Annotated in this window: 20 protein-coding genes; 13 read left to right on the top strand and 7 right to left on the bottom strand. The window is 54.0% G+C overall.

Going from position 1 to position 18181, the window contains the following annotated elements; translation table 11 throughout:
- Window positions 1-32 precede the first annotated feature (32 nt).
- From ACT2B1_RS03000 to ACT2B1_RS02975, 6 genes are all read left to right on the top strand, one after another.
- Window positions 33-563, top strand: coding sequence for a GNAT family N-acetyltransferase (locus ACT2B1_RS03000; RefSeq protein ID WP_481668541.1), 531 nt, complete (start codon window positions 33-35; stop codon window positions 561-563).
- A 39-nt stretch (window positions 564-602) separates the two neighbouring features.
- Window positions 603-1001 carry a helix-turn-helix domain-containing protein gene (locus ACT2B1_RS02995; RefSeq protein ID WP_481668540.1) on the top strand — a complete coding sequence of 133 codons (399 nt, stop codon included), beginning with the start codon at window positions 603-605 and terminating at the stop codon, window positions 999-1001.
- Window positions 1002-1072: 71 nt separating this feature from the next.
- Window positions 1073-1345, top strand: coding sequence for a helix-turn-helix domain-containing protein (locus tag ACT2B1_RS02990; protein WP_481668539.1), 273 nt, complete (start codon window positions 1073-1075; stop codon window positions 1343-1345).
- A 643-nt stretch (window positions 1346-1988) separates the two neighbouring features.
- The gene (locus ACT2B1_RS02985; protein ID WP_481668538.1) at window positions 1989-2777 is read left to right on the top strand and encodes a hypothetical protein; all 789 of its coding nucleotides are present in this window, start codon (window positions 1989-1991) and stop codon (window positions 2775-2777) included.
- Window positions 2778-2960: 183 nt separating this feature from the next.
- Window positions 2961-3650, top strand: a complete 690-nt coding sequence (locus ACT2B1_RS02980; protein ID WP_481668537.1) for a hypothetical protein — start codon at window positions 2961-2963, stop codon at window positions 3648-3650.
- 74 nt (window positions 3651-3724) lie between these two features.
- Window positions 3725-3973 carry a ParB N-terminal domain-containing protein gene (locus ACT2B1_RS02975; protein WP_039524390.1) on the top strand — a complete coding sequence of 83 codons (249 nt, stop codon included), beginning with the start codon at window positions 3725-3727 and terminating at the stop codon, window positions 3971-3973.
- Here ACT2B1_RS02975 and ACT2B1_RS02970 read toward each other — a convergent pair.
- The 3 genes from ACT2B1_RS02970 to ACT2B1_RS02960 form a co-directional block, all read right to left on the bottom strand.
- On the bottom strand, window positions 3965-4978 hold the full coding sequence (locus tag ACT2B1_RS02970) for a fatty acid desaturase (RefSeq protein WP_481668536.1): 1014 nt from the start codon (window positions 4976-4978) through the stop codon (window positions 3965-3967). The two genes, ACT2B1_RS02975 and ACT2B1_RS02970, sit on opposite strands and share 9 nt — an antisense overlap.
- 72 nt (window positions 4979-5050) lie before the next feature.
- Complete coding sequence (locus ACT2B1_RS02965) at window positions 5051-5257, bottom strand: cold-shock protein (protein ID WP_170430361.1); 207 nt, start codon at window positions 5255-5257, stop codon at window positions 5051-5053.
- Window positions 5258-5791: 534 nt separating this feature from the next.
- Entirely contained in the window at window positions 5792-6292 is a 501-nt protein-coding gene (locus tag ACT2B1_RS02960; RefSeq protein WP_481668535.1) for a hypothetical protein, read from the bottom strand.
- A gap of 127 nt (window positions 6293-6419) precedes the next feature.
- Between ACT2B1_RS02960 and ACT2B1_RS02955 the strand changes: the two genes are divergently transcribed.
- The 4 genes from ACT2B1_RS02955 to ACT2B1_RS02940 all read left to right on the top strand — a co-directional run bounded on the left by ACT2B1_RS02955 (window position 6420) and on the right by ACT2B1_RS02940 (window position 12565).
- The gene (locus ACT2B1_RS02955) at window positions 6420-6857 is read left to right on the top strand and encodes a hypothetical protein (RefSeq protein WP_481668534.1); all 438 of its coding nucleotides are present in this window, start codon (window positions 6420-6422) and stop codon (window positions 6855-6857) included.
- Window positions 6858-7786: 929 nt separating this feature from the next.
- A complete protein-coding gene (locus ACT2B1_RS02950; protein ID WP_481668533.1) occupies window positions 7787-8869 on the top strand; it encodes a tyrosine-type recombinase/integrase in 1083 nt (360 codons plus the stop codon).
- A 384-nt stretch (window positions 8870-9253) separates the two neighbouring features.
- Window positions 9254-10297: a FecR family protein gene (locus ACT2B1_RS02945; RefSeq protein ID WP_254428734.1), complete on the top strand. Its 1044-nt coding sequence runs from the start codon at window positions 9254-9256 to the stop codon at window positions 10295-10297.
- 33 nt (window positions 10298-10330) lie between these two features.
- Window positions 10331-12565 (top strand): CHASE2 domain-containing protein, encoded by a 2235-nt coding sequence (locus tag ACT2B1_RS02940; RefSeq protein WP_481668532.1) that lies wholly within the window; start codon window positions 10331-10333, stop codon window positions 12563-12565.
- A gap of 44 nt (window positions 12566-12609) precedes the next feature.
- On the opposite strand, the gene ACT2B1_RS02935 is transcribed toward ACT2B1_RS02940, so the two are convergent.
- From ACT2B1_RS02935 to ACT2B1_RS02925, 3 genes are all read right to left on the bottom strand, one after another.
- Window positions 12610-13689 (bottom strand): hypothetical protein, encoded by a 1080-nt coding sequence (locus ACT2B1_RS02935; protein WP_171240379.1) that lies wholly within the window; start codon window positions 13687-13689, stop codon window positions 12610-12612.
- A 106-nt stretch (window positions 13690-13795) separates the two neighbouring features.
- On the bottom strand, window positions 13796-14113 hold the full coding sequence (locus ACT2B1_RS02930) for a DUF3775 domain-containing protein (protein WP_171122860.1): 318 nt from the start codon (window positions 14111-14113) through the stop codon (window positions 13796-13798).
- An 89-nt stretch (window positions 14114-14202) separates the two neighbouring features.
- A complete protein-coding gene (locus ACT2B1_RS02925) occupies window positions 14203-14976 on the bottom strand; it encodes a DUF1365 domain-containing protein (RefSeq protein ID WP_171124251.1) in 774 nt (257 codons plus the stop codon).
- A gap of 147 nt (window positions 14977-15123) precedes the next feature.
- Between ACT2B1_RS02925 and ACT2B1_RS02920 the strand changes: the two genes are divergently transcribed.
- From ACT2B1_RS02920 to ACT2B1_RS02910, 3 genes are all read left to right on the top strand, one after another.
- Window positions 15124-15780: a sigma-70 family RNA polymerase sigma factor gene (locus tag ACT2B1_RS02920; protein WP_171124670.1), complete on the top strand. Its 657-nt coding sequence runs from the start codon at window positions 15124-15126 to the stop codon at window positions 15778-15780.
- A 10-nt stretch (window positions 15781-15790) separates the two neighbouring features.
- Window positions 15791-16441: a ChrR family anti-sigma-E factor gene (locus ACT2B1_RS02915; protein WP_481668531.1), complete on the top strand. Its 651-nt coding sequence runs from the start codon at window positions 15791-15793 to the stop codon at window positions 16439-16441.
- A gap of 160 nt (window positions 16442-16601) precedes the next feature.
- The gene (locus ACT2B1_RS02910) at window positions 16602-16901 is read left to right on the top strand and encodes a hypothetical protein (RefSeq protein ID WP_481668530.1); all 300 of its coding nucleotides are present in this window, start codon (window positions 16602-16604) and stop codon (window positions 16899-16901) included.
- Window positions 16902-16904: 3 nt separating this feature from the next.
- On the opposite strand, the gene ACT2B1_RS02905 is transcribed toward ACT2B1_RS02910, so the two are convergent.
- Complete coding sequence (locus ACT2B1_RS02905; RefSeq protein ID WP_481668529.1) at window positions 16905-18140, bottom strand: DNA recombination protein RmuC; 1236 nt, start codon at window positions 18138-18140, stop codon at window positions 16905-16907.
- Window positions 18141-18181 lie beyond the last annotated feature (41 nt).

Below are 18181 nucleotides of genomic sequence, written 5' to 3'. Positions count from 1 at the left end.
TAGCTAATCAAAGTTTTTTGATGGAGCGGTACATGCAGCATTCTTTGGAGTTGTTCGAACAACCCATTCCGGTATCACGTCCCCCTTTGCCGGCAGGCCGCGCAGCGGTGTCTTCACTGGCCAGAACCGCGGATCAAGAAGCTATTGGTGACCTATTTGGCGAACTGGCCGCGTTTGATGACTACAAAGAACTCTCGATTATTGCAGAACTGGATGGAGACCAGGTCGGCGCGATGCTCGCTTATTTTCTGCCATATGACCCGGAAACCCTGTTTATCTGGCAGGTCGGCGTTTCAGAGGGTGAGACGGATAAGGGCCTTGTGTCGCTAATGCTGGGTCAGGTGATGCGTCGGAACGTCTGCGCCGATGTAACCCGTGTTCAGACTGTGATTGCGTCCAACGACGAGCGCACCTGGGCTTTGTTCCGTCGGTTTGCGCGGTGGCAGCGTTCTCGGATGGACAGCCAACCCTTCATCACGCAGGCACTGACCCATTATCGCCGCCATGCAAACAGCAACCTTGTGACGATCTGTCTTGAGGGTCGTAATGAACTCGCGGCCTGACCGTGACATGGAATTTTTCAATCAAACTGAGAGAGCAGAATGAACGTAGCCACGACGATATCAAACGACACCTCATACTACGGTGATGAAGCGGCAACTCTGGGCGACCGGATCGTCGCCGCGCGCGAAGCTGTAGGATATTCGCAAAAGAAACTTGCTAGTCGCCTGGGCGTCAAACTGAAGACCGTGCAAGGCTGGGAAGAGGATCGTACCGAGCCGCGTGCGAACAAGGCGCAGATGATGTCTGGCATTCTTGGGGTCTCTCTGGTTTGGCTTCTGAGTGGTGAAGGAGATGGTGTGCTTGAACCGACCGATACCACTTCCGGATCGGAGGATATTCAGGGCATCCTTGATGAAATCCGGACCCTCCGAACGGATATGGCACAGACGACCCGCAGATTGAGCACAGTCGAAAAACGCCTGCGCGCCAGACTTTGACATCTGCGCAAATGCGAACTTCAGGCATGACCTACGGCCATGCCTCAAACGACAATAATAGGGAGCAGATCATGACAGGACCAGACCCCAGCCTCGTGCCCGTCGATCCGGCGCAAGGCACCCGTTCGGACACCAATTCCGATCTCGTCGCATCACCGCTTGAGGTTCGCGAAAAGGCCGGTTTGACCGTGGCGGAAATGGCCAAGCTTATCGGGATGAGCGAATCTGGTTACAAGTTGTGGGAGAGCGGCGCTCGCCGCCCCGGAGGGCCTGCGTATAAGCTCCTTGCGCTACTGGATGCTCATCCAAAAGAAACAGTTGCTCGTCTTCGGGAACAGATTTGAACGATACCCGTGCAGATCGCTTCGTTCTACCTGCCGGCCACGGGCACGATTGGTCTCATTGTCAGGCCAAGAACAGAACGCAAATTTACTTTGGCAATCGGCCGATCACACTGCGGTATAAATGTGCCCAGAATTCCTATCTCACGATTGTGCCTTAATGCCCGAAATTGGCCATTGAAGCAGATTTTCAACGCTATGCGTTTGTGAAGCTGCACTGCGCATCACAGAACTCAGTTTCTGCCAATTCGCCGATAGCTCCGTTTCAAAGGTGGTATCACGCTGAATTTTGCCTCTCAGTTATTCACTTAACCACCTAATAACTCGCCGGTCTCAAAAATTGATCATTCCGCAGCACACGCTTCTTGACGAGCATGCGTCCTTGACTCTTCACAGACTAGGAACGACAAGAGTGTATTGGTAAAAAATTACTCGCCGCCGCGATGCTGCCGGTTACGATAATCCAATGGCCTTCAGACTAATTGTAGCATGTGCCCCAACATAGGAACGGGTTCCGCTGGGGTCTTCGCTATGAGCTCGTTCCTCGCAAGCATTTGCAACTGTCACCTGACGTGCTCCAGTCATCGCGTGACCCATGAAAGAAGGCGCCGTATGAACAACACATGGCTCTTGAATTGCGTGCTTGATGCCCGATAGATCAGGCCTCAGGCTCCGTTTCGACCATTCATTCATCGTGTTTGCTCGCTGCATTCTTTGTTTGATCCCGACACTTTTGGTGTTTCTCTCAGGAACGCAGCTTCCTGCTCAGGTCGCGGGCAATGCCGATGGGTCTGTTTGTGACGAAGGTTTCGAAAACAAGAACGGATCCTGCCAAAGAACTGACTTACCAGAAAACGCATTTTTGACGGGTAGCGCCTATGGCAGCGGCTGGGAATGCAATCACGGTTTTCAGATTGTCGGAGAACTCTGTGAGGAAATAAGAGTTCCTGAAAATGCCTATCTTGCATCAACCGGAGATCAGTGGGAGTGCAATCGGCTGTTCCAGCGTGTTGGAGAAGAATGTGAAGAAGTGATTTCGCCTCAGAATGGGTACGTCGAAACCCGGTTTGGCGTGCAGGAAATACACTGCAACTGGGGATTTCGTAAGGAGAACCAGGATTGTGTTGCAATAGAAGTCCCAGAAAACGGTCGTCTGAGCGACAGAGGAAGCCCGGATGGTTGGGTATGCCTCAGAGGTTACAGGGCAGCGGATAGCGGCTGTGAGCCCGTGGCAGTTCCACAGCATGCATACCTTGCGCCTGAAACTTATTCCGGATGGAAGTGCGAACGTGGTTTTCGCGCAAACCGAGACAGGTGCGTTGCGATCCTTGCCCCTTCAAACGCGCATTTGAATCGAAGAGGTGATGGTTGGGAATGTAATCGGCCGTTCACGAGACAGAACGACAAGTGCACCGAAAATGTGGCGCGACAATAAGTTGGTGGAAACCAAAGCCGCCTGACAAATCCGGAAGGACTACGCCGTGAACCATAACTCGATTGACGAAAACCTGGGTAAAAGTCTCAAAGCCGAAAAGGCGCGTCGCCGGTCCTATGGGATTAAGATATCTATTGCGTCAGCAGTGTGCGTTGCAGCGATAATTGTAGTGGTGTTTCTCTGATGCGTAAAAATGCCCCTCAAGTAACCCTTCCCGGTTCAAAGATGTCAGCTCATGGTTTGGAACAAAGAGCGTTTCAGGACCGCAGTGTTCGTAAGTCGCGGAACGCTGACGTATCAGGAGTGATTGAGGAAGAATTTGGAAAGTACTTGATTAAGGCTGGCGTTCTGAGCGGCAATAGTGTTGCACGGGCATTTCCCAAGCCGCCGGCTAAAACGCAGGCAATGATTGCCGATGCAGTTGGAGAAACACCAGTATTGGCCATTGAAACCTTAAAAGAAATTCTCGAAGAACGAGACAGGAAGCGTAGCGGTCAACGCCGTTTGGAAGGAAACTCCGGCACCCTAGTTCCCAGTGAAGGAGAATATGCCGAGGCATTGCGCCAGATCAGGCTCACCCCCGCGCAGGTCACATTGCTCAAAGCACTTACAATCGCAGGCAAGGACGGTCTGACCATTGGTCACTTGTCTCAGGCGGCCGGTTACAAATCGCGCGAGGCCTCAATCAAGGTCTTTAAGAAAATCGGTCTATTGATTGCGGAGTATCTAGAGCTTGAACTTCCCGAAGGCGGATCAGTACAGAATGATGGCGCCGCTCAGGTACTGGCATTTTCTCACATCGAAAGTGACGACGAGCCAGCAACTTGGATAATGCATCAGGAACTGCGCGACGCTGTTCGTTCGGTTCTATGACGTACGTTCCAGCCCCAGCTCTTGTAGCGAACTTCGAACCGGAACAAATGCACGAAAGGTTGCTCACGTAGCTTATGTTGGAGAAAAGACCATATCCGCTCGACCTGATCTATGTACCTGTGAAACGGGCGAAAACGCTTGATCAACAAAAAGTTCTGACGCTGGCCGAAGATATTCTGAAGAACGGCCAGAAGACCCCGATCCAGATACGCTCGGACAACAAGAGGTTCGTGCTGATTGAAGGCCTTCACCGATTAGAGGCCATTCGCGCCCTAGGAGGTGATACCGTCGAAGCCTATCTGGTACGCGCCAGACTACACTAAATGCCTATTGGAATTGGCGTTCGACAAAGCCTCGGAAAATGTAAGCAGACGTTGACTTTTTTCATCCCAAAGATGCAATCGTGCACAATGAAAGCTCTCATATAGAGTAATACGCTGGCAATTTTCTAACGCAGAATGGTCACGCAAAACTTCGTTTAGCCGGTAAAACGGTATGCGGCTGGCAAGGTGGTGAACATGGTGTACGCCGATGTTAGCAGAGAACCACCGCAGGATGCCTGGTAGGGCATAGTGAGAACTTCCATAGAATGCAGCGTTCTGAAGGTTCCACCCCTCTTCCCGTTCCCAGGTCGTGTGTTCAAACTGGTGTTGAATATAGAAAAGCCAAATACCAATCGATGATGCGACAATCATGGTTGGTAGGAAAACATACGCTAAGACCTCAATGCCTCCGGCCCAAAAAACTAGGGCCAATATCCCTGCAATTGCAGCGTTTGTTCCCATCGCACTTGCCCAGTACAGCCAGCCCGAACGCATGAAACCAAGAGGTAAACGGTTTTGAATAAAGAACGTATAGATCGGCGCAACACCGAACAGGAAGACGGGGTTCCGGGTCAGACGATACGCGGCACGCCCGAACCAATTCCGCTTCAGGTATTCTTCAGTGGTCAATGTAGGGATGTCACCCATACCACGCCGATCAAGGTTACCGGTTGAGGCGTGGTGAATCGCATGGCTTTGCCGCCAAACGTCATAGGGTGTCAGGGCAAGAACACCTAGAACCCGGCCGGTCCAATTGCAAACAGTGCGGTTTCTAAAGAAAGATCCATGACCACAATCATGCATAATGATAAAGATACGGACCAGAAATGCGGCATTCAGGACGGCCAGTAATATTGCGATCCAGACACTAAAAGATAAAGCCATCCACGCTAGAGCCCATAGTGCGAATAAGGGGACAACGGTGATCGCAACTTCATAAATACTGCGCTTCGCATCGGGCACACGGTATTGCGCGAGCGCCCGCGTCCAGTCTTTTGGTTGCAACTTACTTGTTCTCCAACGGCTTATAGTAGCCCAGCGTGCAATCGGGCACCCGAAAAGGGTGCCCTTAAAAAGTCAGGCGAGTGCCAGATTGGCGGCGCTGTCTCGTCCGTCACGGCCCGCTTCAACGTCGAAGGTAACCTTCTGGCCATCCTTCAATTCGCTGATGCCGGAACGTTCAAGTGCTGAGATATGCACGAACACATCGCGCTTGCCATCTTCAGGTTCGATAAAGCCAAAACCTTTGGTCGAGTTGAACCATTTTACTGTGCCATTTGCCATGGTGGAGGTCTCCTAATACTTGCCGCCCGCATCATTGCGGCGACTCGGCGTGGTCGGTCTGAATCGAAAGACTGAACGCCGAATTGGGGAGACAGCAGGTCGAAAAAGAAAAACGTAAGCCTTGTGTATATGGACTTCGAGTACGCACGATACAAGCCTTGATGCTTTGGCGGACAACAGAGAATTTGAGCCTGTCTGGCTTAGAACTAGGCAAGTAGAGGTGAAACCGTTGCTCTTCGATCCAAACTTGACGGTAGCTTGGGTCAGCGGCACAGAAGACTAACGACCCCTTATCGGAAATTATCCTGCTGCATACGAGACAGCGATAAGCGTACGTTTTGGTGCCTTGGCGAGACTTTGCAAAGCCCGCTTTTTGCGCATAGCGGCTGATGGTTGACAGAGCAACGAATGGCATCAGTCCGCCTATGTTTAGCGATCTAGGTCACGCGTCGGCGAGCGAATAAATGAACCACCGACGCTCATTTCGATTCTTCCCAGCAACCGCTTAATTTGTTTCAGAGTGGCCAAGAATTATTAGACCTTAACCAGACGATAGTAACTGGCTCTGGAAATGAAGGGTGCTTCTAGCTGTGCGTATACAAATTCACCTAGTCCGGATTTCTTGAGGGCCTTCTTTAGCTTGTTCATTCGTTTGAATGCCAACGCCAAACCGGATTCATAGCCATCGATTGAGACTCGGCGTTCCAAGGCAGGAAATGTCAGAGCAGCAAACTGCGCCTGGCCTTTGACTTTGACCTCATAATGATACTGAAGATTGGCGGCAGTTTGTGTCGTATCAACTAAAGCAACGGACGGTAGCCGCTTGTCGTGCTTGTATGCGGAATAGCAGATTGCGAGATACTCGTTGTCGGGCAAGCCCAACAAGAGTTGTGCTGCTTTCTTCTTGCCGGGCCGGTATAGGTCGTGACCGACCTCGGCTGCCATTTCAGCCACCATGGCGGACATTTCCCGATACCTTGCTGAGCCTGGACCAAGTCGAGAGCCGCCATGATAGCCCACCTTTTTCCCTGCCATCCTTAGTGTTCTTGGCTGAAGCACTTCATGGCCATAAATCCGCTTCGCTTGCCTGCATTGCCGCTTGCGCTTCCGGTGATCACCTCTGCTCTGAGCACACTTTCTTTGTTCGCGGGATCTGCCCGCGTTGTTCTTCTTCACAACCTTTGCCCTTCAGCTCGATGGCCAAAGGTCGGTTGCCGTTTTCAGCTTTTTTGACTCCGTGCCTCTGACCGCAATTTCCTGCGACCAGTGCTGCCTTCACGTCTGTTCAAGACGTGAATTTGCTTCCGCCGCTCGCAACAAAGGACATGGCACGAACGCGGTTTCAGACTTTTTAAAGGATTGGGAGTTTTGCGAAAATTTAAGAAACCTGACGGCGGCAATGAGTTTGTATGCCGGCAGTTCTGGGAACGAGTTAAAAACTAAATTTCTGATCGTCCCCCCATTACGTCATCGAAAAGAAACCAAATTCCACAGGTTGGAACACATTTTTCACAAGCCTGTTCTGGCACCTATTTTCGGTTTGGATCAAAGCGACCAGCCGCTTGTTCCGCTTTCAAGCCCGCCTGAACAAGCGCTCTGATCGCGGCAGATCGTCCATAGATCTCGTTCTGATGTGTGTACTGGCGAACAAGCGCCAGCTCATCCTCAGTCATTAGTATTTGTAGCCTTTTGGGCGGTTCTTCTGAGAGTTTTTCCATGACCTTAAGTTAACACTATACACACAGTGCGTCAAATGTTGACTCGCCAATCGAATCATTATACACACTATACACACCTTTAAGCTCAACAACCAAGGGAGGGAGCAATGCTCTCATTTCTCCACAAGTTCTTTCACAGCGCACACGAGGTTTGCGTTGTTCTGTATGTTTGCCATTTTGTTCTGACGTACGGACAGAAGATGTATCTGTTTTGATCTGTGAACGTCGGCGCAGGTACTCGTCTCTGCATCGCAGATGAAACATACATCACGCTTCCGTGACTCGCCCTATGGTAATGAAATTTTCCACTCAACCGAGGTCATACCGGAGGTGTCAACTTAAACTCCGGCAAAGAGACGCGCAGCCAATTCAAAACGCAGCAAAAATGTGTTTTGAGGCGCCCTCCTGACCCCGGCAGTTCAATCTGAAAAGTCAACCTGGAGTAGACGCAAGTGCATGTTTTGTAATCATAATTTTCCTTGACTGCATACCGAAAGTATCGATGAAGGGGGCAGAAGAAACTCAATCGGTGCTCGAATGATCGAAAATCAGCTAACAGGCAGTCGGTACATAGACCAAGGCAAAACACTTCCGATTGGGTTTTCACTCAGAGCCGTGGAGGATGCGCAGAGATGAACACAAGCCCAAACTGGATAGTACAACCAGCCGGCATGGATGACGCAGCCCGAGCTCTGGGGATTTCACGAAGAAGTCTGACAGACATTCTAGCAAAGCATCAATGTTACGAACGGCGCGGCAACAAAAAGGTGTTTTACCCGGAACACATTGAGGAACTGAGAGAGGCCTTAAAATGCCAAAGAAAGACTGGGAACCGAAGTGGACGGAGCAAGGTTGGGCGGTCTCGTTTTCAATCGAAGGGCGGCGGATTTGCCGACGCCTTGGCATCCGTGACAAAAGCCTCAAAGGCGTAGCTCGCGCTAAGGCCCAGCAACTTTATAAAGAGGAATGGGCGGCCCAATTAGCTATTCCTACAAACAAAGAGGTGCCATTTTGGGAGGCGGCAAAGGGCTACGTCGACGATGGTGGTGAAGCACGTTTCCTGCCAAAACTCATCGGGTATTTCGGCAAGTACACAACAATTGATCAAATTGGAGAGTTGGAAATCGTGAACTGTGCCATGGAGTTGTACCCCAACGCAGTTCCCGAAACTCGCAGACGCCAAGTGCGTGTACCAATCACCGCGGTAGTTCGCTGGGCGAGGGGAGAGCGGAAAAGGCCGTCCACAGATAACAAGCGAGTACGCTGGCTCCATCCAGAAGAAGCTGAGGCGCTGTTGAAAGCCGCCGCCCAACTTACCCTGCCGCGCCACGACAAGCCCGAACCGTATACACTCAAGAAGATTGCTTTCCTTTTGGGGTCTGGGTGCCGAACAGGAGAGTGCTTTGCAGCGGACATTAATGATTGGAATCCAGCAACCTCTCAACAGTTTATTCCTGCTGAGGAGGACGGCGCAGGTAAAACTGTATCGAGTGAGCGCTTGGTACGGCTACCTAGCCGTGCTGTATGTTTAATGGGGGAGTTGCCCGAGTCGGGACGCATGTTCCGCACGCCATATGGAAAACCGATCAAGTTGAGAAAGAATGGCGGCGGTCAAATGCAAGCGTCGTTTAACAAGGCCCGAGATGCGGCCGGCCTTGGAAAAGATGTGACACCACACGTTCTCCGGCATACTTGGGCAACTTGGTACTACGCTCAGACAAGAGACTTCGGTGGGCTCATGGACCTCGGGGGCTGGGCAAAGAGCGAAATGGCCAATCGTTATAGAAAGATTGCACCTGACGACTTAGCGGATCGCCTGCTTGAACATGGGTGGGACTTTCGGCAAAAATCTGGCAACATCGAACTAGATTCCCGCTTACGGATTGTAAAATAAGGGAATATTCTGACCAAGTTTTCCCTTAGCAGGGGAGCGCCTTCGACCACTCGGCCACGTCTCCGCTGGCGGGTATATCCTTGCCTGCGCACCAGATACAAGGCGATTTTCCTGCGCTTCGCCAATTTTCTAAAAACCGACACTCATTTGATATTCCAAGCTGGGTCACATGCGAAAGAACGGCAGAGCAGCCCCTGCTCGATATGCACCCAAGCCAATGAAAAACATGCAGAAAGTCAGGATACTTGCCAAAAGCACGATGTTTAAGGCATATTTGGTCAGACATATTTTAAGCCATATCAATAAAAAGACTGATTTTTCAGAGGTTCAAACCGGGCAGTGAGCACATCGCTCACGACATATTCTATTTGGGGGAATAGACGCTTGGCCTGGTTCAGAGTTATTTTTGTTATTCTTTGTGTGTCTCTTATGCCTGTTCAGGCGATTGCCAACATCGGGACGGTTATCGGAGTTAAACAAGGCGCCAAGATCACACGCGCCGGAAATTCGCAGCCATTGGAATCGGGAATGGAAGTCGTCTCGGGCGACGCGATATCCACTGATGGCAATGGACTGGTCCAGTTGGTTTTTGTCGATGAGACAAAGATCGCGATTGGCCCGAATGCCAGTATGGTTCTGGACGTGACGATGTTGCGCGGCAACCGCAAAGCCAAGTCATTTGCGGTACAGGCCCTCGGCGGCAGCTTTCGGTTTATCTCGGGCAAAAGCAAGAAACGAGCCTATTCGATCCGAACGCCGACCGCGACGATGGCAGTTCGCGGCACGACGTTTGACATGTGGGTCGTCCCCGGCAGCCAAAGCGCCATGCTGGTGCTGGAAGGAAATGTTCAAATGTGCAGCCTCAGCGGAAGCTGTCGCGCAACCGGACGGCAGTGCAGCCTGTTCGCCACGAGCGAAAGCGGAAGTGTCGGTCGCCCTGTGGATCAAGCACAGTATGAGTTGGCTTTGAGCAATGGATTTCCCTTCATTCAGTCTCAGGAAAACTTGCTCAGCCCGTTGCAGATCGACATTGGTGGTTGCGCGGGAGAGCTTGCGCCGGTCCCGGTCCTGAAGTCTGATGCTCAGTTTCAAACGCCTGGAAGACCGCGCAGGGCAGCTTTCCGCGAAACGCCTCGCAATGCCCCCCCTGCCCCAGAGCCCCGGTCGCCAGAGCCACCTGCGCCGGAGCCACCTGCGTCAGAACCACCAGCACCAGAGCCACCCACGCCGGAACCGCCTGCGCCAGAACCACCTGCACCGGAACCTCCGGCACCTGAGCCAGAAACCAAGACAAACCGGTCCGGCCATGGGGATGGCAGCAATCCCGGAGGGCAAACCAGAAATTCACGCGGCTTTGGCAATCCCGGAAAGGGCAAAGGTCCGGGGCACGGAAAGGGCAAAGGTAAAGGCAATCAAGCAGCGCGTTAACAAGGGCATAGCCCGCTGACTTCGGAGGTTAACGTGACCGTGAAGCCCAAAGAAAGAACACCTCGCCGGCGTGGTTTTCGACTGGTGGGTCTGGGTCTGATCCTGATCGGATGTTTCATCAGGGTCATGGATCCTTATCCCGTGCGGATGACGCGGCTGGTTTACTTTGACATTCTACAACGCGCCATGCCCAGAGAGTACAACCCTGATCTGCCTGTTCGGGTTCTGGACATTGACGAAAAGTCTCTGGCGAATTGGGGCCAGTGGCCTTGGCCCAGAACCTTATTGGCCCAGATGGTAGAAAACCTGGGCGAATATGGTGCCGCAGCCATTGCGTTCGATATGCTCTTTGCCGAACCAGACAGGTATTCTCCGGTTCGGTTGCTGAATGATCCAGCGCTCGCTGGCGTGGTGACGGTCGAAGATCACGCGCAAAAGATGGACTATGACGTGCTGCTCGGAATGGAGGTCGCCAATTGGCCCGTGGTCATGGGAACGGCTGCTCGATTGTCTGACGAAGGCAATCAGGTCAGCCCGACGGCAGGGATTATTGAAATTGGGGAAAATCCGACCGCTGGCTTGATCTCGGTTCCTTATTGGACCCCGATCGCCGCCCCTCTTGATCGCAGCACCGCCGGGATCGGCGGCGTCAACGTCTCACCTCTGGGCGGAACGGGAATTGTACGACGGGTTCCAGTTCTGTGGGGCGGCCCGAGCGGCCCCATGCCCGGCCTGGGGATCGAAGCCCTAAGGGTTGCCATCGGCGCGCCTTTTATCCTTGCCGAAGGTGCATCCGACGAAGAAGGCATCATGCTTGCTGTCGAACTGGGGGATTTTCGCTTGCCAACAACCGAAAACGGCGAGGTTTGGATCAGGTACAGACATGACCAGCCAGAGCTGTACCTCTCTGCCGACGATGTGATGCAAACCCCGGATGACCCGGATTTGAGGGCTGAAATCGAGGGTCGGATAATTTTAATCGGGACATCTGCGGCCGGCTTGTTCGACATGCACCTGACGTCATTGGGGGAATCCGTTCCCGGCGTGTCGATCCACGCCCAGATGCTGGAACAGATCATTACGGGCGAGATGCTCAGCCGGTCTGACGTGACCGCCGCACTCGAGCTTTTGTCCTTTGTCCTGCTTGGCCTGATTGTGATCGCGGTCATGTCCAGCTTTGGCGCGGTCGCCTCATTCGTCGCCGGCGGTGCGGCGGCGGGTGTTGTTCTGGGCACCAGTTGGCTGGCCTTTCAGAACCAGCTTGTCCTGTTCGATGTGACATTTCCCTTGATGGGCGGAATGGCGAATTTTGGGATGCTTGCCGGCTATTTGTTCGTTTCGACCGAGCGGGAGAAAAGGGAAATCCGGCAGGTCTTTTCCCACTACGTCGCCCCCGAGATTCTGGACGAGATGGAAGTATCCGGTCACAGTCTGCAACTGGGCGGTGAAACGCAGGAAATTACCGTCATGTTTTCGGACATCCGGGGATTCACGCCATTGTCGGAATCTGTGTCAGCCACCGATCTTGTCGCGTTGTTGAACGAGCTGTTCTCGCAAGTGGGCGATCAGATTCTGAAGGAACGAGGGACAATCGACAAATTCATCGGTGACGCGGTGATGGCGTTCTGGAATGCGCCCCTGCCCGTTGAAGATCATCCTTGCAGGGCAGCGTATGCCGCCTTGTTGATGCGCAAAGCACTGACAGAATTCAATGCATCGGACGTTATGCGAGGCAGACCTCCGATTGCCTTGGCAACGGGCTGCGCCACGGGGCAGGCCTGTGTGGGTAATATCGGGTCGCGCAGCCGGTTCAACTACACCGTCATTGGGGATGTTGTTAACGTCGCGGCGCGGATCGAACAAAGTTGTCGCCATGTCGAATACGATATCTTGGTCTCAAGCTCGGTGCACCGCCTTGCCCGGCAGGATCTGGCGATGCTTGAGGCCGGGTTTGTCGATCTCAAGGGTAAATCCGATCTCGAAGCCGTGTACGCATTGGTTGGCGACAAAACAGTGCTCGACAGTCCGAAATTTAGAAAACTGTCAACGGCACACGGTGATCTGGTGGCTGCCATGCGGGACCGCCAATCCCACGTGCAGATCGAAAAGATGTGCCAGCGTTGTGCCATGATGGCTAAGGAAATCGAACCCGGCCTTCAACGCTTTTATCTCTCACTGCCCGGGCGGGCTGCGGATTTTCGGTCGGACGTCCAATCAAGCCAAGTGGTGTTCAGCCATCATGGTCGGGAAAGGCAGCCATCCGCATAGCGTTCATTCGGTCGCCCGTTCGGTACACTTGCATGTTCCCAGAATTAGTTCTGCTCAAACTGAACCAAGGTGTTTTCAATAAGAAACTGCGCTGCGGGCTCCAGTTGTTCTGTCGACAAGATCGAACGAAGCTCCGAGTTCAATATGTCCGTTTCCCAAGACTTCGCTGCAAGGGCAATCCACACGGCAAGCGGTGAATTCTGCTGCAACTCGCGTTTGAAAATGTCCAATATCTGCGTCTGAAACTCTGACCGGGCTGTACCGGCATCGGTCAATGCTCGGACCAAATCGCGTTTCATGTCCTGGGACAGGCTCTGCTGTTTCAGGGATGCCTCAATCGCCGTAATCGCGGCAGCACCATCAACCTCAATTCCCGCAAGCGCCCAGTCATAAAGATTCGTGTCGCCAGAGGCCAACGCCTGCTGATAGCGTGTTCTGACGGCGGCTTTGGCCGCCGGGTCTGACTGAAGGCCCAATAGCCGGATCACAGCAGGCGCGTAGGCCAGCCGGTTCACGGACCGCAATTCCTGCAGCAACGCGGCGGAAGATCCCTGATCGCGCAATTGCCGGACCATTGCATAGGGCGCACGGTGAAACTCGATCAAAGCCGCGTTTCGCAGCAACGCATCCTCATGCCCAAGATACGAGCCAAAAAAGGCGACGCGCGATGGGTCGTCGGTCTTTCCAAAAGCCCAGGACGCGCCTTGATGGCGTATCGCCTCCACGAAATTCGCACGCTCTGGCGTCATCAAGAAGCCTTTGATCCATCCCATAGACAGGCTACGTCCAGCCTTGTCCGGATATCCTGCACCGTAAATAATCAACACGCGTCTGCCGGGATCGGTGCGAAACGCGGATCGGGTCACGCTGTCGACCAGAAAGGGAATTTCCGGCAATGCGGAAAGCTGTTTTGCCGTGCCCTTCAGAATTGACACGGGTGAATAACTGAACGGGTTGTCCAAAGCCGGTGCAGCCAGAACGATAACGCGGGCGGACAATATACGATCTGCCAACGAGTATTCCGGCAGCGTTATGCAAACCGGGCATGCGGCCGACGGGCGCGGCCCGGCCAGGCTGCCTGCCAGAAATACCAAAGCCACCACTGTGACCAGCACTGAGCGCACCAAAAACCCTTTCGTTCTAAAGGCATTTGGGGGCAAGCGTACCTGAACGCCGCAAATTTTGCGAATGAACTCAGGTCATCAGAGGGTATTTCCCGACCCTAGACCGTCACATAAGGTCATTTTCAACGTCTTCAGCCGAGATACCCAACGAATCCAAACCATTCTCAAGATGGTCTGACAGGTGCGGCGTTCCGATCAGGTAATCCGCGCAGGGTGTTGATGCCTCGGCCTTGGCGGTTGCGATGGCCTCGGCCAGATCTTCGGCGAAAAAGCTTTCGCGCCCGATCCACATGACGGCGACCAGTTCGGCCTGTTCATCCTCGCTCATCCGGTCGATGAAAGCGCGCAATTCGCCCTCGGCCCGGTCCAGTTCGCGCCCCATCATGGCGACCTGAGCGACTTTTCTTGCCGAGATTTCCAACATGGCCCAACTCCTTCGTGTTCGCGGTTTCCAACCTACCACAAACACGCTGCCGGGGCCTGAGTCTTTGATCTTACGCAAACAACCCGGGCTTATGGCTCGCGGACCCGCGAGACTGCATGATCCGGGACAGGGGCAGAGCGAAACGGACGAAACCTGGCCTTTTTCAACTTCAGTTTCAGCGCCTGCCACAGGATCAGGGCAAAAGCGCGCCGCGCGCCGAACGGTCTACGTATCAACGACCAAAGGATCGTCCGGTCCGTCAGCGCAGAACGCGGGCCGGTAAGCGTTGCAATCAACCCACCATTCTTTCGCCCGTAATCTATCCACACGCCGACCCTGTCCGCGCGGTAGTCAAATCGGAAGGTATAAGCACCTTCGATCTTCTGGAACGGTGACACATGCATCAGCTTGTCTGCCACGATCCGGTCCGAGGGCTGAATTGGCGCAAAATTTTGGTTGTGACACAGATAGCTGTGGCGCGTGCCATAGGTATTGGTCACTTCGGCCACAACAGCATAAAGCACGTCTTCCGCGTCGAAACAGAACCAGAAACTAACGGGGTTGAACACGTGACCGAAAACGCGCGGCTGGGTCAATAACATGATCCTGTTCGGCTGCGTGACACCGAGGTCATGGAATTGCTCACGCAGCCACGCGGCGCCGCGCCCTTTGCCGGGTTCTCCGCCGTGATCGCGATCCCGCCAGTTCGTCACATTTACCCCGTTGACGGTGAACAACGCGGGTGTGGGCCCGGTGTTTTCCGGGTCCAGCAGGATGTAGTCGACAGAATAGCGAAAAGCGTTTTCAATCGACCCTTTGCGGCCGTGAAACGTATGCCCTGCAATGTGATCGACCCGGTTCATGCGGCCTTTTCCATTCTGACTGTAAACCGTTCAAACGGCGGTCTTTTCCTCAAACCTTATACAGATATTCTACGAAACGAACGCCCATATGGATTATTATTTGCTGCAGAAACTGATCCATCTTGGGCAGGCCCGCGTAATGTGGTTATGTTTACCGAGATCGATACCGCGAGCTTGGATGAACCGGTGGCCGACGGGCCTCTAGCAAAAACCTGGCACGCGAAAGAACGTGTCAGGGGCAGGCCGGTGAACGAAGCAAACGGCAGTTGCAATACCAAGACCGAGTGGGTTGAACACGTCACCCGCATTCGGGATGCGCAGGATCAGGCGGCATTTGCCGAGCTGTTCCAATATTTTGCGCCACGTATCAAGGCGTTCCTGATTAAATCGGGGTCTGATGCGGCGATGGCCGAGGAATGCGCGCAAGAGGTGATGGCGACCTTGTGGCACAAGGCGCATCTGTTCGACCCCTCGCGCGCGACAGTGGCCACTTGGGTCTTCACGATCGCACGGAACAAACGCATTGACGTCTTGCGCAAGCAGCGGCGACCGGAACCCGAAGATCTGGGTTGGGGTCCCGAGGCTGAACCGGAACAACATGACGTCATTGCGTTGCAACAGGAAACCGCGCAATTGCGCGACGCATTGTCAGCGTTGCCACAGGCGCAGAGAGAACTGATCGAAAAGGCGTATTTCGGTGACCTGAGTCACCGCGAGATTGCGTCTCAGACCGGGTTGCCCCTGGGAACGATCAAATCACGTATACGGCTGGCGCTGGACCGCTTGCGCCACGCGATGAACTGAGATGATGACGATGAGCAACAAGATCAAACATCACCTGACAGATGACCTGCTGATGGCGTATGCTGCGGGCGGTTTTCCAGAAGCATTCGACCTGATGGTGGCAACGCACCTGTCCCTGTGTGACCATTGCCGTGCGCGCGCCGAGAGCTTTGAGGCCGTCGGCGGGTGCGTCCTGCAAGATCAGGACGATAGCGTTGCGCTGAGCGACGGTTCACTTGCCGCAACCATGGCGCTGATCGCCAATGGCGCGCCGATTGCCAAGCCTGATCGACCCGGCTGTTCCGTGCTTCCCGCGCCACTACAGGATTATGTGGGCGGCGACGTGAATGACATCCAGTGGCGCGCGATTGGGATGGGCGTCAAACAAGCGATCCTGCCCACAACGCGCGCAGCCACAGCCCGGTTGCTGTTTATTCCTGCAGGGGCTGCTGTACCGGACCACAGCCACAACGGCATGGAACTGACAATGGTCCTGCAAGGGGCATTCTCGGACGAAGTCGATCACTTTGCGCGCGGCGATGTCGAGATTGCGGATGAAGACCTGCACCACACGCCAACGGCGGATATCTATGAGGATTGCATTTGCCTGGCGGTCACCGATGCACCACTGAAATTCAACAAACTGATGCCGCGCCTGTTCCAGCCCTTTCTACGCATCTGATCTGCGTCGCCGTTTTGTGTTATACTGAGACTTCGACCCTGCAATCGGAGGATGTATTCATGAAAGCACTTGCCCTGACACTTGCCTGTATCGGTTTCGCACATCTGCCAGCGCTCAGAGCGTTGCCGACGTAAAGTTCGAGACAGGCAACTATGGCACGATGGTCAACGGAACCGTTACGGGCAAAGAATATTTTGACTACCGACTGGGTGCGAAGGCCGGGCAGGAACTGTTCGCAGAGCTTCAGGTCAGCGACACCAACGGGTATGGCGTAATTTATTTTAACATCCTGCCTCCGGGCAGTGACGGTGCCGCGATCTATAACGGGTCCATCAACGGAAATACCGCACGGGTTGAACTGCCTGAGGACGGAGATTACACGATCCGCGTCTACCTCATGGGCAATGACCGAGACTCCGATAAGACGGTTGGGTACAATCTGGACCTTTCGATCCAGTAGCGTTTAAGCCTCACTTTTACCAAGCGGCACCACGTTGGCGTGATCCTCTGGCGCGAGTTCCTCGAAATCAAAATTGTCCAGACGTTGTGCGCGACGCCCGGCTTTTTCGGCACTGATCTTGATGTCCGAGATATCCTTGGCCGCCTGTCCAAAGTGACGGTCCAGATTGGCCACGCGATCGCCCAGTCGTTCGACATCTTTGTGCAGCATTCCTAGTTCCTTGCGGATCGCACCAGCCTGTTCGCGCATTCGGGCGTCTTTCAGGATCGCGCGCATGGTGTTCAGCGTCGCCATGCAGGTGGTAGGGGACACGATCCAGACGCGCGCGGCAAACCCATCGCGGACCACATCGGGAAGACGTGCGTGCAACTCGGCATAGATCGCCTCGGACGGAACGAACATCAGCGCGCCATCGGCGGTTTCACCATCCAGAATGTACTTTTCTGAAATCGCCTTGATGTGGACCTTCACAGCGGCACCAAATGCCTTCAGGCACATTTCGACGTCGGATTTGGTTTGAGCCGCCGCCAGTGCCTCGAAATCCTCCAACGGAAATTTTGCGTCAATGACAATGGGTCCGGGCGGGTTGGGCAGATGGATAAGGCAATCCGCCCGCTTGCCATTCGACAACGTGGCCTGCAACGAATAGCTGTCAGCAGGCAGCGCCTTCGAGACGATGTCGTTTAGCTGAATCTCACCGAACATCCCGCGTCGTTGTTTGTTCGACAGAATGTCCTGCAACGACAGCACATCGCCCGACAGCTTGGTGATATTGTCCTGCGCCTTATCGATCGCCGCCAACCGTTCCTGCAATTGCGTCAGAGAGGTCGCGGTCTGTTTCGACGATCCATGCAGTGATTCCTTCATCCTCTCCTGCATCTCGGCCAGCGCGCGGGCGGATTTCATCGCGTTATCCGCCAGCCGGTCATTCATCTGCTGCTGCACCGAAGAAAGCCGCGCCTCAACCGTCTGGATCACCTGCACCTGCGCATTGGCCTGCGTGTCCGAGACATGTTGGAGTCCACCGCGCAACTGCTCCTGCCCTTGACCCAACTGCTGCACATTCTGCCCCAGATGCGCCATCTGCCGCGCCAACGGTTCTGCCATCCGCGCCGAGCGATTGGCGGCACGCAAAGACAATAACAACAACAGCAGGATCAGCGCCACCACCCCGCCCCCGATCAGGATCAGGATCACGGGGTCGTTCAACGCAACTTCTGTGCCAGCAATCTCGATCATGTCGCCTCGGATGTTCTTGTTTTATTCTTCATATCGCACGC

It is taken from the genome of Ruegeria sp. S263, assembly GCF_056780525.1.
Note: the sequence above shows the minus strand (reverse complement) of the source record. Positions and strands in the feature narration are given on the sequence as shown.